The sequence below is a fragment of the Flavobacterium sp. CR10 genome (genome assembly GCF_055814415.1).
On the sequence record NZ_CP185985.1, the window covers coordinates 1 to 16513 of the forward strand.

Annotated in this window: 16 protein-coding genes; 12 read left to right on the forward strand and 4 right to left on the reverse strand. The window is 33.1% G+C overall.

All coding sequences use genetic code 11. The features are described from left to right. From dnaA to scpA, 11 genes are all read left to right on the forward strand, one after another. Positions 1–1428, forward strand: a complete 1428-nt coding sequence (dnaA, locus tag ACNRYB_RS00005) for a chromosomal replication initiator protein DnaA (RefSeq protein ID WP_008467978.1) — start codon at positions 1–3, stop codon at positions 1426–1428. Positions 1429–1436: 8 nt separating this feature from the next. Next, entirely contained in the window at positions 1437–1904 is a 468-nt protein-coding gene (locus ACNRYB_RS00010; RefSeq protein WP_473728902.1) for a low molecular weight protein-tyrosine-phosphatase, read from the forward strand. A gap of 60 nt (positions 1905–1964) precedes the next feature. Further along, positions 1965–2678 (forward strand): SAM-dependent methyltransferase, encoded by a 714-nt coding sequence (locus tag ACNRYB_RS00015; protein ID WP_111363892.1) that lies wholly within the window; start codon positions 1965–1967, stop codon positions 2676–2678. 20 nt (positions 2679–2698) lie between these two features. Next, a complete protein-coding gene (locus ACNRYB_RS00020) occupies positions 2699–3151 on the forward strand; it encodes an energy transducer TonB (RefSeq protein WP_129744987.1) in 453 nt (150 codons plus the stop codon). 48 nt (positions 3152–3199) lie between these two features. Then, the gene (locus tag ACNRYB_RS00025) at positions 3200–4327 is read left to right on the forward strand and encodes a methionine aminotransferase (RefSeq protein WP_473728903.1); all 1128 of its coding nucleotides are present in this window, start codon (positions 3200–3202) and stop codon (positions 4325–4327) included. Positions 4328–4403: 76 nt separating this feature from the next. Continuing rightward, on the forward strand, positions 4404–5285 hold the full coding sequence (locus tag ACNRYB_RS00030; protein WP_186296627.1) for an SDR family oxidoreductase: 882 nt from the start codon (positions 4404–4406) through the stop codon (positions 5283–5285). A 381-nt stretch (positions 5286–5666) separates the two neighbouring features. After that, positions 5667–6275 (forward strand): uridine kinase, encoded by a 609-nt coding sequence (gene udk / locus ACNRYB_RS00035; RefSeq protein ID WP_008467967.1) that lies wholly within the window; start codon positions 5667–5669, stop codon positions 6273–6275. A gap of 103 nt (positions 6276–6378) precedes the next feature. Further along, positions 6379–6711: an FtsB family cell division protein gene (locus ACNRYB_RS00040; protein ID WP_091133698.1), complete on the forward strand. Its 333-nt coding sequence runs from the start codon at positions 6379–6381 to the stop codon at positions 6709–6711. 14 nt (positions 6712–6725) lie between these two features. Further along, entirely contained in the window at positions 6726–8090 is a 1365-nt protein-coding gene (locus tag ACNRYB_RS00045) for a methylmalonyl-CoA mutase subunit beta (protein WP_129744983.1), read from the forward strand. 4 nt (positions 8091–8094) lie between these two features. Beyond that, positions 8095–8886 (forward strand): energy transducer TonB, encoded by a 792-nt coding sequence (locus tag ACNRYB_RS00050; RefSeq protein ID WP_473728904.1) that lies wholly within the window; start codon positions 8095–8097, stop codon positions 8884–8886. 131 nt (positions 8887–9017) lie between these two features. Beyond that, positions 9018–11147, forward strand: coding sequence for a methylmalonyl-CoA mutase (scpA, locus tag ACNRYB_RS00055; RefSeq protein ID WP_473728905.1), 2130 nt, complete (start codon positions 9018–9020; stop codon positions 11145–11147). Positions 11148–11187: 40 nt separating this feature from the next. Here scpA and ACNRYB_RS00060 read toward each other — a convergent pair whose 3' ends face one another. The 4 genes from ACNRYB_RS00060 to dapF all read right to left on the reverse strand — a co-directional run bounded on the left by ACNRYB_RS00060 (position 11188) and on the right by dapF (position 14767). Beyond that, positions 11188–11829: a peptidoglycan-binding protein LysM gene (locus ACNRYB_RS00060; protein WP_129744981.1), complete on the reverse strand. Its 642-nt coding sequence runs from the start codon at positions 11827–11829 to the stop codon at positions 11188–11190. Between the two features lie 485 nt (positions 11830–12314). Beyond that, positions 12315–13355 carry an endolytic transglycosylase MltG gene (gene mltG / locus ACNRYB_RS00065; RefSeq protein WP_473728906.1) on the reverse strand — a complete coding sequence of 347 codons (1041 nt, stop codon included), beginning with the start codon at positions 13353–13355 and terminating at the stop codon, positions 12315–12317. Positions 13356–13365: 10 nt separating this feature from the next. Beyond that, the gene (locus tag ACNRYB_RS00070) at positions 13366–13899 is read right to left on the reverse strand and encodes a GNAT family N-acetyltransferase (protein ID WP_129744977.1); all 534 of its coding nucleotides are present in this window, start codon (positions 13897–13899) and stop codon (positions 13366–13368) included. Between the two features lie 85 nt (positions 13900–13984). Further along, positions 13985–14767, reverse strand: coding sequence for a diaminopimelate epimerase (gene dapF, locus ACNRYB_RS00075; RefSeq protein WP_473728907.1), 783 nt, complete (start codon positions 14765–14767; stop codon positions 13985–13987). A 161-nt stretch (positions 14768–14928) separates the two neighbouring features. Here dapF and ACNRYB_RS00080 point away from each other — a divergent pair, with 161 nt between their 5' ends. Further along, on the forward strand, positions 14929–16329 hold the full coding sequence (locus ACNRYB_RS00080; RefSeq protein ID WP_473728908.1) for a trypsin-like peptidase domain-containing protein: 1401 nt from the start codon (positions 14929–14931) through the stop codon (positions 16327–16329). Positions 16330–16513: the final 184 nt, after the last annotated feature.

Genomic DNA, 16513 nt, shown 5'->3' on the forward strand with positions numbered 1-16513 from the left:
ATGACTAAAACTGCTCAATCGGTATGGGAAAACTGTTTGTCCTTTATAAAGGATAATATTCAAGACCAAGCATATAAAACTTGGTTCGAACCAATCAAATCAGTTGAGCTAACCGATAACGCATTATACATTCAGGTTCCGAGTAAATTTTTCTACGAATGGCTCGAAGAGCATTACGTAAAATTATTGAAAGTTGCGCTTACCAAAGAACTGGGAAAAAACGCAAAGTTACTCTATAAAATTAAAATGGAGAACACTTATGGCAATAAACAGCCGTTTACCGAGCAGCTGCCAAGTGCCAACAGAGTGCCAATGAAACCGCAAGAGGTTGACGCTCCGTTTAAAAACTTAAATCCCGAACTTAAAAATCCGTTTGTAATTCCGGGAATCAGAAATTTAAAAATTGAGTCTCAGTTAAATCCGAACTACAGTTTTGACAATTTCTTAGAAGGAGATTCAAACCGTTTGGCTCGTTCTGCAGGTATGGCTGTTGCCAACAAACCAGGAGGAACTTCATTTAATCCGTTATTGATTTTTGGAGGAGTTGGTTTAGGAAAAACACACTTAGCGCATGCTATAGGTGTAGAAGTAAAAGATAAATATCCAGAAAAGACCGTTTTATATATTTCTGCTGAGATTTTCACACAGCAATACATTGATTCTGTAAAAAAGAATAATCGTAATGACTTTATTCATTTTTATCAGCTAATCGATGTTTTGATTATTGACGATGTTCAATTCTTATCTGGAAAATCAGGAACGCAAGACGTATTCTTCCACATTTTCAACTATTTGCATCAAAACGGAAAACAAGTAATCTTGACTTCTGATAAAGCTCCTGTTGATATGCAGGATATCGAGCAAAGATTATTATCTCGTTTCAAATGGGGATTGTCTGCAGAATTGCATCAGCCTGACTACGAAACTCGTATCTCAATCTTAAAAAATATTTTATACCGCGATGGTGTAGAAATGCCAGAAGATATTTTAGAATACGTTGCCCGTAACATCAAAACAAACGTAAGAGAACTTGAAGGAGCTATTATTTCATTGATCGCTCAGTCTTCTTTCAACAAAAAAGAAGTTACGATTGAATTAGCGAAAAGCGTTGTAGAGAAATTTGTTAAAAACGTAAAGAGAGAAATCTCAATCGATTATATTCAAAAAATCGTTTCAGACTATTTCCAATTGGATATCGAAACACTTCAATCTAAAACCAGAAAGAGGCATGTTGTGCAAGCAAGACAATTAGCTATGTTCTTTGCTAAAAAATTCACTAAAGCTTCTTTGGCTAATATTGGTTCGCAAATTGGAGATCGCGATCACGCAACTGTTCTTCACGCTTGTAAAACAGTCGATAACTTAGTTTCTACAGACAAACAATTTAAAAAGTTTGTTGAAGACATCAATAAAAAACTAACGCTTTAATACGCGCCATGCCTGTAAAAATCTTAATGGTTTGTTTAGGGAATATTTGCAGATCTCCTTTAGCAGAAGGAATTTTAGCCTCTAAATTACCTCAAGATAAATTTTTAGTTGATTCTGCAGGAACAGGTTCTTGGCATGTTGGTCATTGCCCTGACAAACGCTCAATTGAAGTTGCCAAAAAATACGGAATCAATATCGGCGAACAAAAAGGAAGACAAATAAAAGTTTCCGATTTTGATGAGTTTGATTATATCTATGTAATGGATAATTCGAATTTTCGCGATGTTATTCATTTAGCCAAAACTCCAGAACACAAAAATAAAGTCCGTTTGATTTTAAACGATTTATTTCCAGACGAAAATGTAGATGTTCCTGACCCGTATTATGGTTCTGCCAACGGTTTTGAAAACGTTTACAAAATGCTGGACGAAGTGACTGATTTAATTGCTGATCAGCTTCTTAAAAAACACTCCTAATTCGATTCAATTGTTTCTAAAAAAGAGATAATTGAATTTTTTAATTTTAAACAAAAGCATATGAAATCTTTCGGAAAACTATATTTAATTCCAACAACAATGGGCGAAAGCGATCCGATGGATGTTTTACCTCAAACCGTTAGAAGAACGATAGAAGTTATCGACCATTATATTGTTGAAAATGATAAAACTGCAAGAAAATCTATAAAAGCAGTCTATCCAGAAAAAAAGCAATCTGAACTGGTTCTTTTTACTTTAAACAAAAGAACAGAAACCAGCGAACACAATGATTTCATTAAACCTTTATTAGAAGGAAAAAATATGGGATTAATGAGTGAAGCTGGCTGTCCTGGCGTTGCTGATCCAGGTGCCGCAATTGTGAAATTGGCGCACGAAAAAGGAATACAGGTTGTGCCTTTAGTTGGTCCTTCTTCTATCCTATTGGCCATGATGGCTTCTGGAATGAATGGCCAGAGTTTTACTTTTAACGGATATTTACCAATTGATAAAGACGAGAAAAAATCGGCAATTCGTCATTTTGAGAAATTATCTTATGATAAAAATCAATCACAACTATTTATTGAAACTCCATACAGAAACAATAAACTGATTGAAGATCTTTTGCAGATTTTAAGTCCGGCAACTCATCTTTGTATTGCAGCAGATATTACTTTGCCAACAGAATTCATAAAAACGATGAAAGTTTCTGATTGGAAAAAATTAAAAATCGACATTGATAAACGTCCTGCGATTTTTATTATTCATAAAATGTAAGCTAACCTTAAAACCACCTTATGAAAAAACTTTTAATCTTAATCATTATTTTTTGCTCTCAAAATATATTTTCTCAAACAAAAACAAAAGATTCTTCAAATAAAACACCTTCTAAGAATACCGAAGAAATACCTTATATACCTATCGGAGTGGTCGTAGAGGAAGAAAACCCTGTATACAACACAGCTGGCATAGAAGTAAAACCTGAATTTCCTGGCGGAGTAGACGCAATGAACGCCTTTATAAAACAAAATTTCAAAAGCAGTAAGGAAGGCTTAAAAGGAAGAATATATGCCACTTTTATTATTGAAAAAGATGGATCGTTAAGCGATATTAAAATCTTAAGAGACCTTGGATATGAAACAGGTGCCGAAGCTATCAGAGTTTTAAAACTATTTCCTAAATGGAATCCAGGAAAACAAAATAATAAAATTGTTAGAGTTCTGTATTCCATTCCTATGACAATCAATTAAGTTTATTTTATTCACTCCCAAGTTTTTCCCTAATCAAAAAACTTTATCATGAGTAAACTCCCAAACGTAACCACAAGCATTTTTACGGTAATGTCAAAAATGGCAGTAGAATACAATGCTATAAATCTTTCGCAGGGATTTCCAAATTTTCCTGTTGACGAAAGACTGACAGATATTGTAGCAAGATTAGCGAAAGAAAATGTTCACCAATACACACCAATGGCAGGCTATCCTCCGTTGATGAACAAAATTGCGAATTTAACTCTGAGTTCTTATAATAGAACAATCAATCCAGATACAGAACTTTTGGTTACAGCTGGAGCAACTCAAGGAATTTTCACCACAATTTTAGCTTTAGTAAAAGAAAATGATGAAGTAATTATTCTCGATCCGAGTTATGATTCTTATGAATCTCCTGTTTTACTCTGCAAAGCAAAACCTGTTCGAGTAGCTTTGAATGACGATTACACACCAAATTGGGAAAGAATTGAAAAAGCTTGTTCTACCAAAACAAGAATGATGATTATCAATAATCCGCATAATCCGACGGGAAAAATTTTAACTGAAAATGATTTTGTACAGTTAAAAAATCTTCTTGAAAAATATCCAGGCATTATCGTTTTGTCTGATGAAGTATATGAATACATTACTTTTGAAGAAAAACATATTTCGGCACATACAAAAGATTTTCTTTTAGACCGCTGTGTAATGGTTTCTTCTTTCGGAAAATCATTTCATATTACAGGTTGGAAAATTGGCTACACCATTGCGCCAGAACATTTAATGAAAGAAATCAAAAAAGTACATCAGTTTTTGGTTTTCAGCGTAAACAGCATTTCTCAGTTTGCTATTAGCGAATATCTTGATGTGGTCGATGTTAACCTTCTTGGAAAATTCTATCAGGAAAAAAGGGATTATTTTAAGAAACTGCTTCAAAATAGCCGTTTTGAATTGAAACCTTGTGAGGGAACTTATTTTCAAGTCGCTTCATATGCCAACATTTCAAATGAAGATGATGTTACTTTCTGCAAAAACTTAATCATAAATCACGGCGTAGCGGCAATTCCTATTTCAACCTTTTATTCCGACCATAAAGACCAGAAATTAGTCCGTTTTTGTTTTGCTAAAGATGATTTCACATTAGAGTCTGCAGCAAAAAAATTATGCCAAATATAAAGTTTTTTGAAATTTTATAACAATATTATGCATGCATCCTATTTTATTTAATTAATATTGCAAAAAAAGAAAAAGTATGAGCTACACAGATAAAATGCTACGTGACGATGCTTTACAAGGCAAAGTCATTGTCGTTACAGGCGGCGGAAGCGGTTTAGGTAAAGCTATGACCAAATATTTTCTCGAATTAGGAGCTCAAGTAGCGATAACTTCTAGAGATCTAGAAAAGTTAAAAACTACAGCTGCCGAACTTGAAAGTGAAACTGGAGGTAAATGTCTTCCGCTACAATGTGATGTTCGCCATTACGAAGAAGTAGAAAATATGCTTCAAGAAACTTTAAAAGTTTTCGGAAAAGTAGATGTTCTTTTAAATAATGCAGCAGGAAATTTCATTTCGCCAACAGAAAGATTATCCGCAAATGCATTTGATACTGTGATAGATATAGTACTGAAAGGTTCTAAAAACTGTACGCTTGCTTTTGGAAAACACTGGATTGATACCAAACAAACTTCGGCAACGATTTTAAATATAGTAACTACTTACGCTTGGACAGGATCGGCTTATGTTGTCCCTAGTGCTACGGCAAAAGCGGGAGTTTTGGCAATGACAAGAAGTCTTGCTGTAGAATGGGCAAAATACGGAATTCGTTCGAATGCAATTGCTCCTGGACCATTCCCTACAAAAGGTGCTTGGGACAGACTATTGCCTGGAGATCTTTCAGAGAAATTTGACATGGCGAAAAAAGTGCCATTAAAAAGAGTTGGAGATCACCAAGAATTAGCCAATTTGGCTGCTTATTTAGTTTCAGATTTCTCTTCATACATTAATGGAGATGTCATCACAATTGATGGTGGCGAATGGCTAAAAGGTGCCGGACAATTCAATTTATTAGAAGCAATTCCAGAAGAACTTTGGGATCAGCTTGAAATGATGATTAAAGCAAAAAAGAATAAATAATTACAAGTGCTTACTAAATTCAGAATATTTTTTTTAAACTATACTGATTGCACGAAATCCCGAAGGTTCACTTTCGGGATTTTTTTTTTATATTTTTCACCATGTAAGTTCATTTAAGAGATTATAAGTTTAGTGGAAATTTTTAAAGCTCGTTTAGGTCAAAAAGCACTATTTATATTTACTTATAATGCTCAAATGATTTAAAACAAATAATTCGGTCTTTTATCAATATAACAGCAGTAATTTCAGTTAAGTAACATTTTGTTTAAATATTTTCTAGCTTACATTTACTTACATTACTTATATGGTTAAATTACATTATATGTTTAGCGATTCAGTTAAATTATTATTTTTGCCAAACAAATATCAAACAAAAATTTTATGCTCATTATCGGACTTGCAGGAGGAACAGGAAGTGGAAAAACTACAGTAGTACACCAAATTATGAATGAATTACCAGACACAGAAGTTGGGGTAATTTCTCAGGATTCATACTACAAGCAAACCGATAATTTATCGTTTGACGAAAGAGCATTGATCAATTTTGATCACCCGCGTGCGATCGATTTTGAATTATTGGTAAAACACCTAAAAGCTTTAAAAGCAGGAGAAACAATAGATCAGCCGGTTTATTCTTTTATCCAACACAATAGAACAGACGATACTGTTTCGACTCATCCAAGAAAAGTTATGATTGTGGAAGGAATTTTAATTTTGACAAATCCTGAATTGCGTGATATGTTTGATATTAAAATCTTCGTTCACGCAGATTCAGACGAAAGATTAATTCGTCGTTTAAAAAGAGATATTTCAGAACGCGGCCGTGATATTGACGAAGTTTTAAACCGTTACCAAACGACTTTAAAACCTATGCATGAGCAATTTATCGAACCTTCTAAGGCTTTTGCAGACATTATCATCCCGAATGACAAATATAATACGGTAGCAATTGATGTCGTTCGTGCCGTAATTAATCAGAGAATTTCATAATTTTTATCGTAAATTTAAACCATAAAATTATATGCAGCCCGGCGAAGGTCGGGTTTGCTCTCTAACAGGTCTAAAAAAAACAATTCAAAAGAAATTATCTTATATGAAATTCAAGAATCCATATAAAGACAAAAAATGGTTCAAATACCTTGGAAATAAATATGTTTGGGTTTTGCTGTTTTTCATAGTCTGGATGTTATTTTTAGACAATTACTCCTATTTTGATCATCGCTTTCTAGATCAGCAGATACACGAACTAGAAGATAATAAAAAGTATTATCAGGAAGAAATCAAAAAAGATCAGGAGCAAATTAAGCTACTCAAAAATCCAGAACAAATTGAGAAATACGCTCGCGAAAAGTATTTTATGAAAAAGGACAGCGAAGATATTTATATCATACAATTTGAAGGAGACACGATTCAAGAAAAAGAATAATCAAAAAAACTACAATGGCCACTAACCTATTCGACGATTTTAATCCGATTTCATCCAAACAATGGAAACAAAAAATTCAGTTTGAATTAGATGGAGCCGATTACAATCAAACTGTTATTTGGAATTCTCCAGAAGATATTCAGGTAAAACCTTTTTATCACAGTGATGAGTTTACAAAAGCTGCAAATGTAAATACGCAAGCCTCAGATTTTAAAATCTGCCAAAATATCTTTGTTTTCGATGTAGAAAAATCTATAGAACGCGCTTTAAACACTTTAGAAAGAGGTGCAGAAAGTCTTCGTTTTACAATTGAAAATGATAAAATTGATGTTGAAAAACTATTGGAAAATCTTCCTTTAGAAAACAAAAACGTTTACTTTAATTTCAGTTTCATCTCAATCGATTTCGTTAAAAAATTAGACACAATTTCGATTCAGAAAAAATCTAATTTTTACTGTAATTTTGACCCAATCGGACAACTGGCACGAGAAGGAAATTGGTTTACCACTTCAGAGAAAAATAATTTTGAAACTTTAGATTTGCTTTTAAAAAATACAACCAATTTAAATCTTCTCAGTGTAGATTTGGGATTGTACCAAAATTCTGGCGCTAACATCACTCAGCAAATCGCTTATAGTTTAGCGCATGCAAACGAATATTTAAATCGTTTTGCTGGAACCGCAAAGTCTATTGTTTTTCAAGTTTCTGTTGGAACAAATTATTTCTTCGAAATTGCAAAGCTTCGTGCACTTCGAATGCTTTTTGATTTAATTGCTTCAGAATATAATTCAAAAATAAAATGCCATTTATTGGTAACGCCAACAAAACGCAATAAAACCATTTACGATTATAATGTCAATATGTTGCGTACGACAACCGAATGTATGTCAGCAATTTTAGGCGGTGCAAATGCGATTGCCAATTTGCCTTACGACGCATTATATCATAAAGACAATGAATTTGGAGACCGAATTGCTAGAAATCAGCTTTTAATTTTAAAACATGAAAGTTATTTTGATAAAGTTGACAATCCAGCTGATGGAAGTTATTACATCGAAAGCTTAACCATGCAATTGGCAGAAAAAAGCTTGGCGTTATTTAAAGATATTGAAGCCAATGGTGGTTTCTTAAAACTTTTAAATGATGGCACAATCAAAAAGAAAATTCAGGAAAGTGCTAATAAAGAACAGGAATTATTCGATTCTAAAAAGGAAATCCTTTTAGGCACAAATAAATATCCAAACAAAGAAGACAGAATGAAACACGATTTAGAATTGTTTCCTTTTGTAAAAATAAAACCAAGAAAAACATTAATTACACCGATTATCGAAAAGAGATTGGCTGAAAAAATGGAGCAAGAAAGATTAGAATTGGAATAAACTTATGAAAAAAATTATTTTATTATTGCTTTTTAGTGCTTCGATAGCAACAGCTCAATCAAAAATCTTTGAAGAACAAGAAGTTGAGAATAAACCAATGTTCCCTGGAGGGTGGAATGAATATATATTTTTTGTTGAAAAGAATTTTAAATGGATTCCTAAAGAAAAACTACCTAAATTCATTAGCGTAGAATTTATTGTACAAACTACTGGTTTAGTGACCGATGTTAAAGTGCTTAATCCAATAGGTTCGCTTAATGAAAATGAAGCGCTTCGTGTTATGGCTTTAAGTCCAAAGTGGGTGCCAGCTACTTTACACGGAAAAGCAGTTCCTTGCCACATTAAATACTGGATGGCTGGTAACCCTTATGCTGATGATGGAGGCATTGGAGTATTAACAGTTGAAGAAGCTCCTCAAAGAGTTGAAAAAGCAAAGACTTTAACCGACCAAGATGACAATCGAGTTTATAACATAAGCGGAATAGAGATAAAACCAAGATTCCCAGGAGATATAGCTAAATTAGAGCATTTTTTTAATAGCAATTTTCAATTGCCTGAGGAAGATAACCTCAAGGGTAAAATAACAACATCGTTCACTATAGAAAAAGATGGCTCTTTGTCTGATATCAAAGTGATGCGTGATATCGGTTATGGAACAGGTAGCGAAGCAATTAGAGTATTAAGGAAATCTCCTAAATGGATCCCAGGGAAGCAAAATGGGAAACCAATAAGAGTTCAATATACATTTGTTTTTGCTATTGATACTAATGATAAAAATCAACCTATTAAAATATAGATTTGTGTTTAAAACTCTTTAGTAAAAAATGACTGAAATTTATTCCGACAATCCAAAACTATTGGTGGAAAAACTGAAACAGAAAGACTTATTAAGAGTAATCAGGGTTTATATATTAAAGGCTAAAAAAAATGAAAAGAAAAGATTTACAACATATCAAGCTTGAAAATTCCAGTCTCTTAGAAAAAGTTATTCTGAATGTGGAAAAGCATTTTCTTACTGCTGAAGGAATCGAAATTAAAAAAAGCTACTCGGAGAAAGATATCGAAGAATTAGATTTTCTTGATTTCGGAGCTGGTTTTGCACCAAATTTACGCGGACCATATGCCACGATGTATGTGAGACGTCCGTGGACTATTCGTCAATACGCAGGATTTTCTACAGCAGAAGAAAGCAATGCTTTTTATAGAAAAAATTTAGCTGCAGGACAGAAAGGACTTTCCATCGCCTTTGACCTACCAACACATCGCGGTTACGATTCAGATCATGAAAGAGTAGTTGGTGATGTCGGAAAAGCTGGTGTAGCAATAGATTCTGTTGAAGACATGAAAGTGCTTTTCGATCAGATTCCGCTTGATGAAATGTCAGTTTCCATGACTATGAATGGAGCTGTTTTACCTATTATGGCTTTTTATATTGTTGCTGCCGAAGAACAAGGTGTTAGTCCAGAAAAATTAGCGGGAACAATCCAAAATGATATTTTAAAGGAGTTTATGGTTAGAAATACCTATATCTATCCTCCAACTCCTTCGATGAAAATCATTGCTGATATTTTTGAATTTACGAGCAAAAAAATGCCGAAATTCAATTCTATTTCCATTTCTGGTTATCATATGCAAGAAGCTGGTGCAACTGCCGATATTGAATTAGCGTATACTTTGGCAGATGGTTTAGAATATATTAGAACCGGCTTATCAACAGGAATGACGATTGATGAATTTGCGCCAAGATTATCTTTCTTTTGGGCAATCGGAATGAATCATTTTATGGAAATTGCCAAAATGAGAGCTGGCCGAATGATTTGGGCTAAATTATTACAGCAGTTTAATCCAAAAAGTGATAAATCTTTGGCATTAAGAACACATTGCCAAACCAGCGGATGGAGTTTGACAGAACAAGATCCATTTAACAATGTTGCCAGAACTTGTATTGAAGCTGCTGCTGCCGTTTTTGGCGGAACACAATCTTTACATACAAATGCTTTAGACGAGGCAATCGCACTTCCAACAGATTTCTCTGCTAGAATTGCGAGAAATACTCAGATCTTTCTTCAAGAAGAAACTAAAATAACCAAAACAGTCGATCCTTGGGCTGGAAGTTATTATGTTGAAAGTTTAACAAATGACATTGTTGAGAAGACTTGGAAGCTAATTGAAGAAGTAGAAGAGCTTGGTGGAATGACCAAAGCAATTGAAGCTGGAATTCCGAAACTTCGAATTGAAGAAGCTGCGGCAAGAAAACAAGCTAGAATTGACAGCGGACAAGATATTATTGTCGGCGTAAATAAATATCGTTTAGAAAAAGAAGATCCGTTGGATATTCTAGATGTCGACAATCAGTTAGTTCGAAAACAACAAGTAGAACGTCTTGAAGAAATAAAACGAACAAGAGATTCTGAAAAAGTAAATAAGTCACTAGAAAAATTAATCCATTGTGCTCAGACTGGACAAGGAAACTTATTAGAAAATGCTATTGAAGCCGCTAGAAACAGAGCAACATTAGGCGAAATCAGTAATGCATTGGAAACTGTTTTTGGCCGTTTTAAAGCACAAATTAAATCTTTTAGCGGAGTGTATAGTGCAGCAATAAAAAATGACGAGAATTTTGAAAAGGCAAAACAACTTGCGGATGTTTTTGCTAAACAAGAAGGAAGACGTCCTAGAATTATGATTGCAAAGATGGGGCAAGACGGTCACGATCGAGGCGCAAAAGTAGTCGCTACGGGTTACGCCGATGTTGGTTTTGATGTTGATATAGGCCCATTATTTCAAACTCCGGCAGAAGCAGCAAAACAAGCTGTGGAGAATGATGTTCATATCTTAGGTGTTTCATCTCTAGCTGCTGGTCACAAAACTTTGGTTCCGCAAGTTATAGAAGAATTAAAAAAACATGGCCGCGAAGATATAATGGTAATTGTGGGGGGTGTTATTCCGTCTCAGGACTATCAATTCTTGTTTGATGCAGGTGCATCGGCCGTTTTTGGACCTGGAACTAAAATAAGTGAAGCGGCTATAAAAATCTTAGAAGCTTTAATAGATTAAAAAGAAAATCCCTTTTTACAAGGGATTTTTCTTTTTTCATTTAGTCGTTTACTGTTGCGTTACTGTCAGCTTCTATAAAAGAAAGATCGTAACCTGCAAAATCTCTCATGTAGCTTTTCAATGAAGTTCCAAAAGCATCTCTAAAATGTCTGCTTCCTTTGTTTTTGAAAAAATTCTTTACAGAACCTGCACCACCTAGATGTGCCGCTGCTAAAATTCCAGATTCGGTAATTTCAATACCGCTGACGATTTTGCCTTCGTACTTTTCGATTTCGTTACGTAAAATCCATTTGTTTTTGGCTAGTAAAGCCATAAAAGCTTTTTCTTGTAGAGCAGGATCTTTTAAAAAGGCTTTAGTATCATTAATTCCAATTGCTCTCAAAGCTTTAGAACCAAATTGATATTTACCCATATAACCAAGGGTATTTACTAATCTGTACTGCCCTTGTGATTCTTTAAAAGCGACTGCTTCTTTAAATCCTATTAGACGATTTCCTGTGAATGGGACATTTGCGATTTTAGGATAATCATCTTTTTCTTTAGATGGAAAAATGTATTCTGATCCATCTGTTTTTTCAATTAAAAACCAAGGTTTGGTTTCGTTGTTAGAGGGAATAAATCCCAAACTTAAAAATGTAATAATAACGACTAAACTCGCATAAAAATACCATTTCTTTATCATAAATTGTTTTTCTTCAAGACGCTGTCACCCTCTTGAAATTTCTACGGTGCAAAGATAAGTTATTTTAAAAATATGCTTAAAATCAATCGTTTAGCATTTTTTACGTAAAATCGTAAACTGCTTCCATCCCAGTTATAGTAATGGATTCCGAGAGATTTTAGTTCTCGTTTTTTCACTTTAAAAACCAACAATTAAGACCAAAAAAAAATCGTATTTTATATAAATTTTAAGCAAATTCTATTAAAAAGAAAGAATTTTCTTATGATAAAATCTTGTTTTTTTATGCAAATCTTGAAAACCCGTTTTTGAATTTTATAAAAATCAACATTAAAAAATGTTTATTTTTTTATTACTTCAATCTAAAAAATATCCAAAATAGCAAATTCGTAATTATTCGATTTCAAGAACAATTTTGCATTAAAAAGAAATAAAAAAACCGAAGTAAAATTTACTTCGGTTTTTAAATATTTAAATCGATAATAAAATTATCTCGTTACTCCCTGACTTGCGATCCAATCAGAATATTTTTTTGCATTTACATTGTGTTCTGCCAATGTCGCAGCAAATTCATGATATCCGAAACGATCGACACTTGCACAGAAATAAATATAATCGTTCTTCTCTGGGTTTAAAACCGCCTCTAATGCTGTAATATCAGGCATTGCAATTGGTCCAGGAGGAAGTCCTTTGTTTACATAAGTATTATATGGAGATCTCATTACCAAATCATTGTAAAAAACTCTTTTTATAACTTGATCAAAATTGTTATCTCTTAATTTTAAAGCATAAATGACGGTTGGATCAGCTTGCAAAGGCATTTCTAAACGTAAACGGTTTAGATAAACTCCCGCAATACGCGGTCTTTCGTCTTTCTTAACCGATTCTTTATGAACAATTGATGCTAAAATAGTAGCTTGCACTGGTGTTAAACCTTGTGCTTTTGCTTTAGCGATTCTATCAGCTGTCCAAAAATTGTGATATTCTTTAATCATTTTATCACGGAACTTCTCAGCCGAAGTATTCCAATAAATCTCATAAGTATTTGGAATAAACATTGCAAAAACGTTTTCTTCATTAAATCCGTTTGCTGCTAAGAAAGTCGAATCTTTAATCGCTTTTAATAAGGATAAACTATCCGCTTCTATTTCTTTTCCGATTCTTCCGGCAAAATTTTCTAAACGCTCTTGATTATTAAAAACCAACTTAACTGGAACATTAGAACGCATTGCTCGCACTAAGTCAATATTATTCATATCTTTCTTCAAAAGAAAACGACCTGATTTTACATTTTCTGGATAATCTCTTTTTTCGGCAACCATTTCAAAGTTGTCAAAATTCTTGATGTAAGGCGCCAAAATCTTTTTTACATCAGCATAATTTGCATCTGTTGGCACATAAACGTACACTTCTTTTTCTTCAAATTTAGTGTTCGAACTAAATATTTTACTGATTAATATAAAACCATAAATCAATAAAACTGAAATAATGGCTACGGCACTTATTGTTATTATTTTTTTTAGACTCAAAGCTTAAAATTTAAATTTGTTTGTTAATTAGCTGAAAAATTGCTTCATCTTGATAGTGGTTATGATACAAAATCCAGTCTTTTTTTATTCCGATTTTCTTGAAACCAAATTTAGTAAAAAGTGCAATACTCGCTACATTTTGCACTCCAATATTTGCATATAATTGATGCAGATTTAAATTATAAAAAGAATATTTTATTAAAAGCTCTAAAGCCTCAGAACCAATCTTTTTTCCTTGATTTTCTTCTTTCTGAACGACAATGCCAATTCCTGCCCTATTATTTCTCGGATCAAAATCGAATAAATCAATCAATCCGATAGCAGGAAAATCTTCATCTTGACAAATTGCTAAACGAAGCTGTTTTGCCTCATAAATATCCTGATGTGCATTTTCTAAATATTGTTTAATCAAAAAACGGCTATAAGGAGTTTGCGTATTGCTTACTTCCCAAATATTTTCGTCATTTTCTATGGAATAAATAAACTCTAGATCTTGAGGTTCAAGTGCACGCAAATAAATCGAATCGCCTTTTAATGTAATCATGTAGATACTTCAGATTTTAGATTGCAGATTTTAGATTTTAAAATCTGAATTGGAATTTGGTATTTAAAAAATTGGCATTTATAAATTAAATCTCAATTGTTCCTTTAAAAACAAATTTCGCAGGACCAGTCAGGAAAACATTTGTATAACCATCATTATCTTTATCAAAAGAAACGACTAGTTTTCCGCCTTCAACATTTAAATTTATCGAAGTTTTATCTGTTTCTCCAATTGCATTCATCGCAATCGCAACTGCTGTCGCTCCAGTTCCGCAAGCAAGAGTTTCATCTTCAACACCTCTTTCGTAGGTTCGTAAAGAAAAAGTATCGTTGTCTACTTTTTTAACAAAATTGACATTGCTTCCTTTTTCTCCATACAATTCACCGTAGCGAATCGCTGCTCCATTTTCTTTTACATTATAATGTTCCAAATCATCAACAATTTGAACATGATGAGGCGAACCTGTATTTAGGAAAGTATAAGAATCTTTTTTCTGAATTTCGTTTACATCAATCATTTGCAAAGAAACAATCGAATCGGCATTTACAGAAGCATGATGTAATCCGTCGGTTGCAATAAAAGTCGTTTTGTCATCAATTACTCCCAATTGATTAGCAAAAGCGACAAGACAACGACCACCGTTTCCGCACATTGAACTTTGATTTCCATCAGAGTTATAGTAAACCATTCTGAAGTCAGTTTCAGAATCATTTTCAAGTAAAATTAATCCGTCTGCTCCAATTCCGAATCGTCTGTTGCACAGACGCTCAATAAGTTTTACATCCTCTTTTGGAAAGAAATTTGTACGGTTATCTATCATTACAAAATCGTTTCCTGTACCTTGATATTTATAAAATTCTATTTGCATTTTTTAGTTGTTAGAAATACAAAAGTACGAACTATTAATTAATGAAATGTTAATCATTGTTAAAGAGCGTTAAACCGTTTTTACAAATAATTTTTTGAAGTAATTTTACGTTAAATAAAACATGAAACTTAAATTCTAATAACTTAATTACAAATTCTAATATGAAAAGATTTTCAGCCTTATTTTTAGTGTCATTATTAAGTGGTGCTATTACTCTTGGTGCTTACAAGTTATTATTTGAAAGCAACAATTCTTTTTTTGGAAAAGGAAATTCTGTTGTAACTCTTGCCCCTAACTCTTATGGAAAAAATGTTGGATTAGGTGCTGAAACATTAGATTTTACCGAAGCCGCAGACAAAACTGTACATACTGTCGTTCACGTAAAAAATGTTTCTAGAAGAACTGTCAGCAACCCAATGCTTGAATTTTTCTACGGATATGGTGGACAACAGCAGCAAGAACAAGTAGGAACTGGTTCTGGTGTAATTATTTCTGAAGATGGATACATTGTTACTAATAATCACGTAATTAAAGACGCTACAGAAATTGAAATTACTTTAAACAATAAAAAATCATATAAAGCGAAGTTAATCGGTACCGATTCTAAAATGGACATTGCTCTTTTGAAAATCAATGCTGATGAAAAACTTCCTTACACTGCTTTTGCAAATTCTGATAACGTAAAAGTTGGCGAATGGGTATTGGCTGTTGGAAATCCTTATAACTTGACTTCTACTGTAACTGCCGGAATTGTTTCAGCAAAAGCGAGAAATTTAGATCAAAGCGGAATCCAATCTTTCATTCAGACTGATGCTGCGGTAAACCCTGGTAATAGCGGTGGAGCGTTAGTAAACGCAAGAGGTGAATTAATCGGAATTAATACGATGATTTCTTCTATGACAGGTTCTTATGTTGGATATTCTTTTGCTGTTCCTTCTAATATTGCCCGAAAAATTATTGAGGATATTATGGAGTACGGAAATGTTCAAAGAGGTATTCTTGGAGTTGAAGGAGGCGAATTGAATGCAACAGCTTCTAAAGAATTGGGAGTGACAGAAACACAAGGATTCTATATTAATAGAGTTTCTAAAAATTCTGGAGCAGAAAAAGCTGGTTTAACTAAAGGTGACATCATTGTAAAACTAGATGATCAAAACATTGCAACTTATGCAGATTTATCAGGTTATATCAATACAAAACGTCCAAACGATGTTGTAAAAGTAACTTATATTAAAGAAGGAAAAACTAAAACAGTTCCTGTAACTTTAAGCAAAAATGAGTTTTACAGCGCTGAATTTAAAGGAATTGAATTAGAAAACATTGATGCTGCTGACAAGAAAAAATTCAGAATCGATTACGGTGTTAAAATTAAAAACATCAGCAATGAGAATTTAATGCAATATCAAAACGAATTAGTAGGAAATATTATCCTAAGTATTGACAATGTAAAAGCAACAAACGTTGAAACAGTTTCAAAACTTTTAAGTAAAAAAGACGAAGGACAAAGCGTTCGAATTGAAATGATCAACAGAAATGGAGAGATTTTCAGAATTATAATTTAAATCTCAGTTTTCTGTCACAGTTTTCAATTACTAAAAACTGCAAACTGTGACTGCGACTGAAAACTTCAAAAAATGCCATCTTAAGAAAATTAAGGTGGCTTTTTTATTTTCAAAAATAAATGCTAAAATAGTTTACGAAATCGATTGAAATAGATACTTTTGCGCAAAATTTTAAAATAGTGAG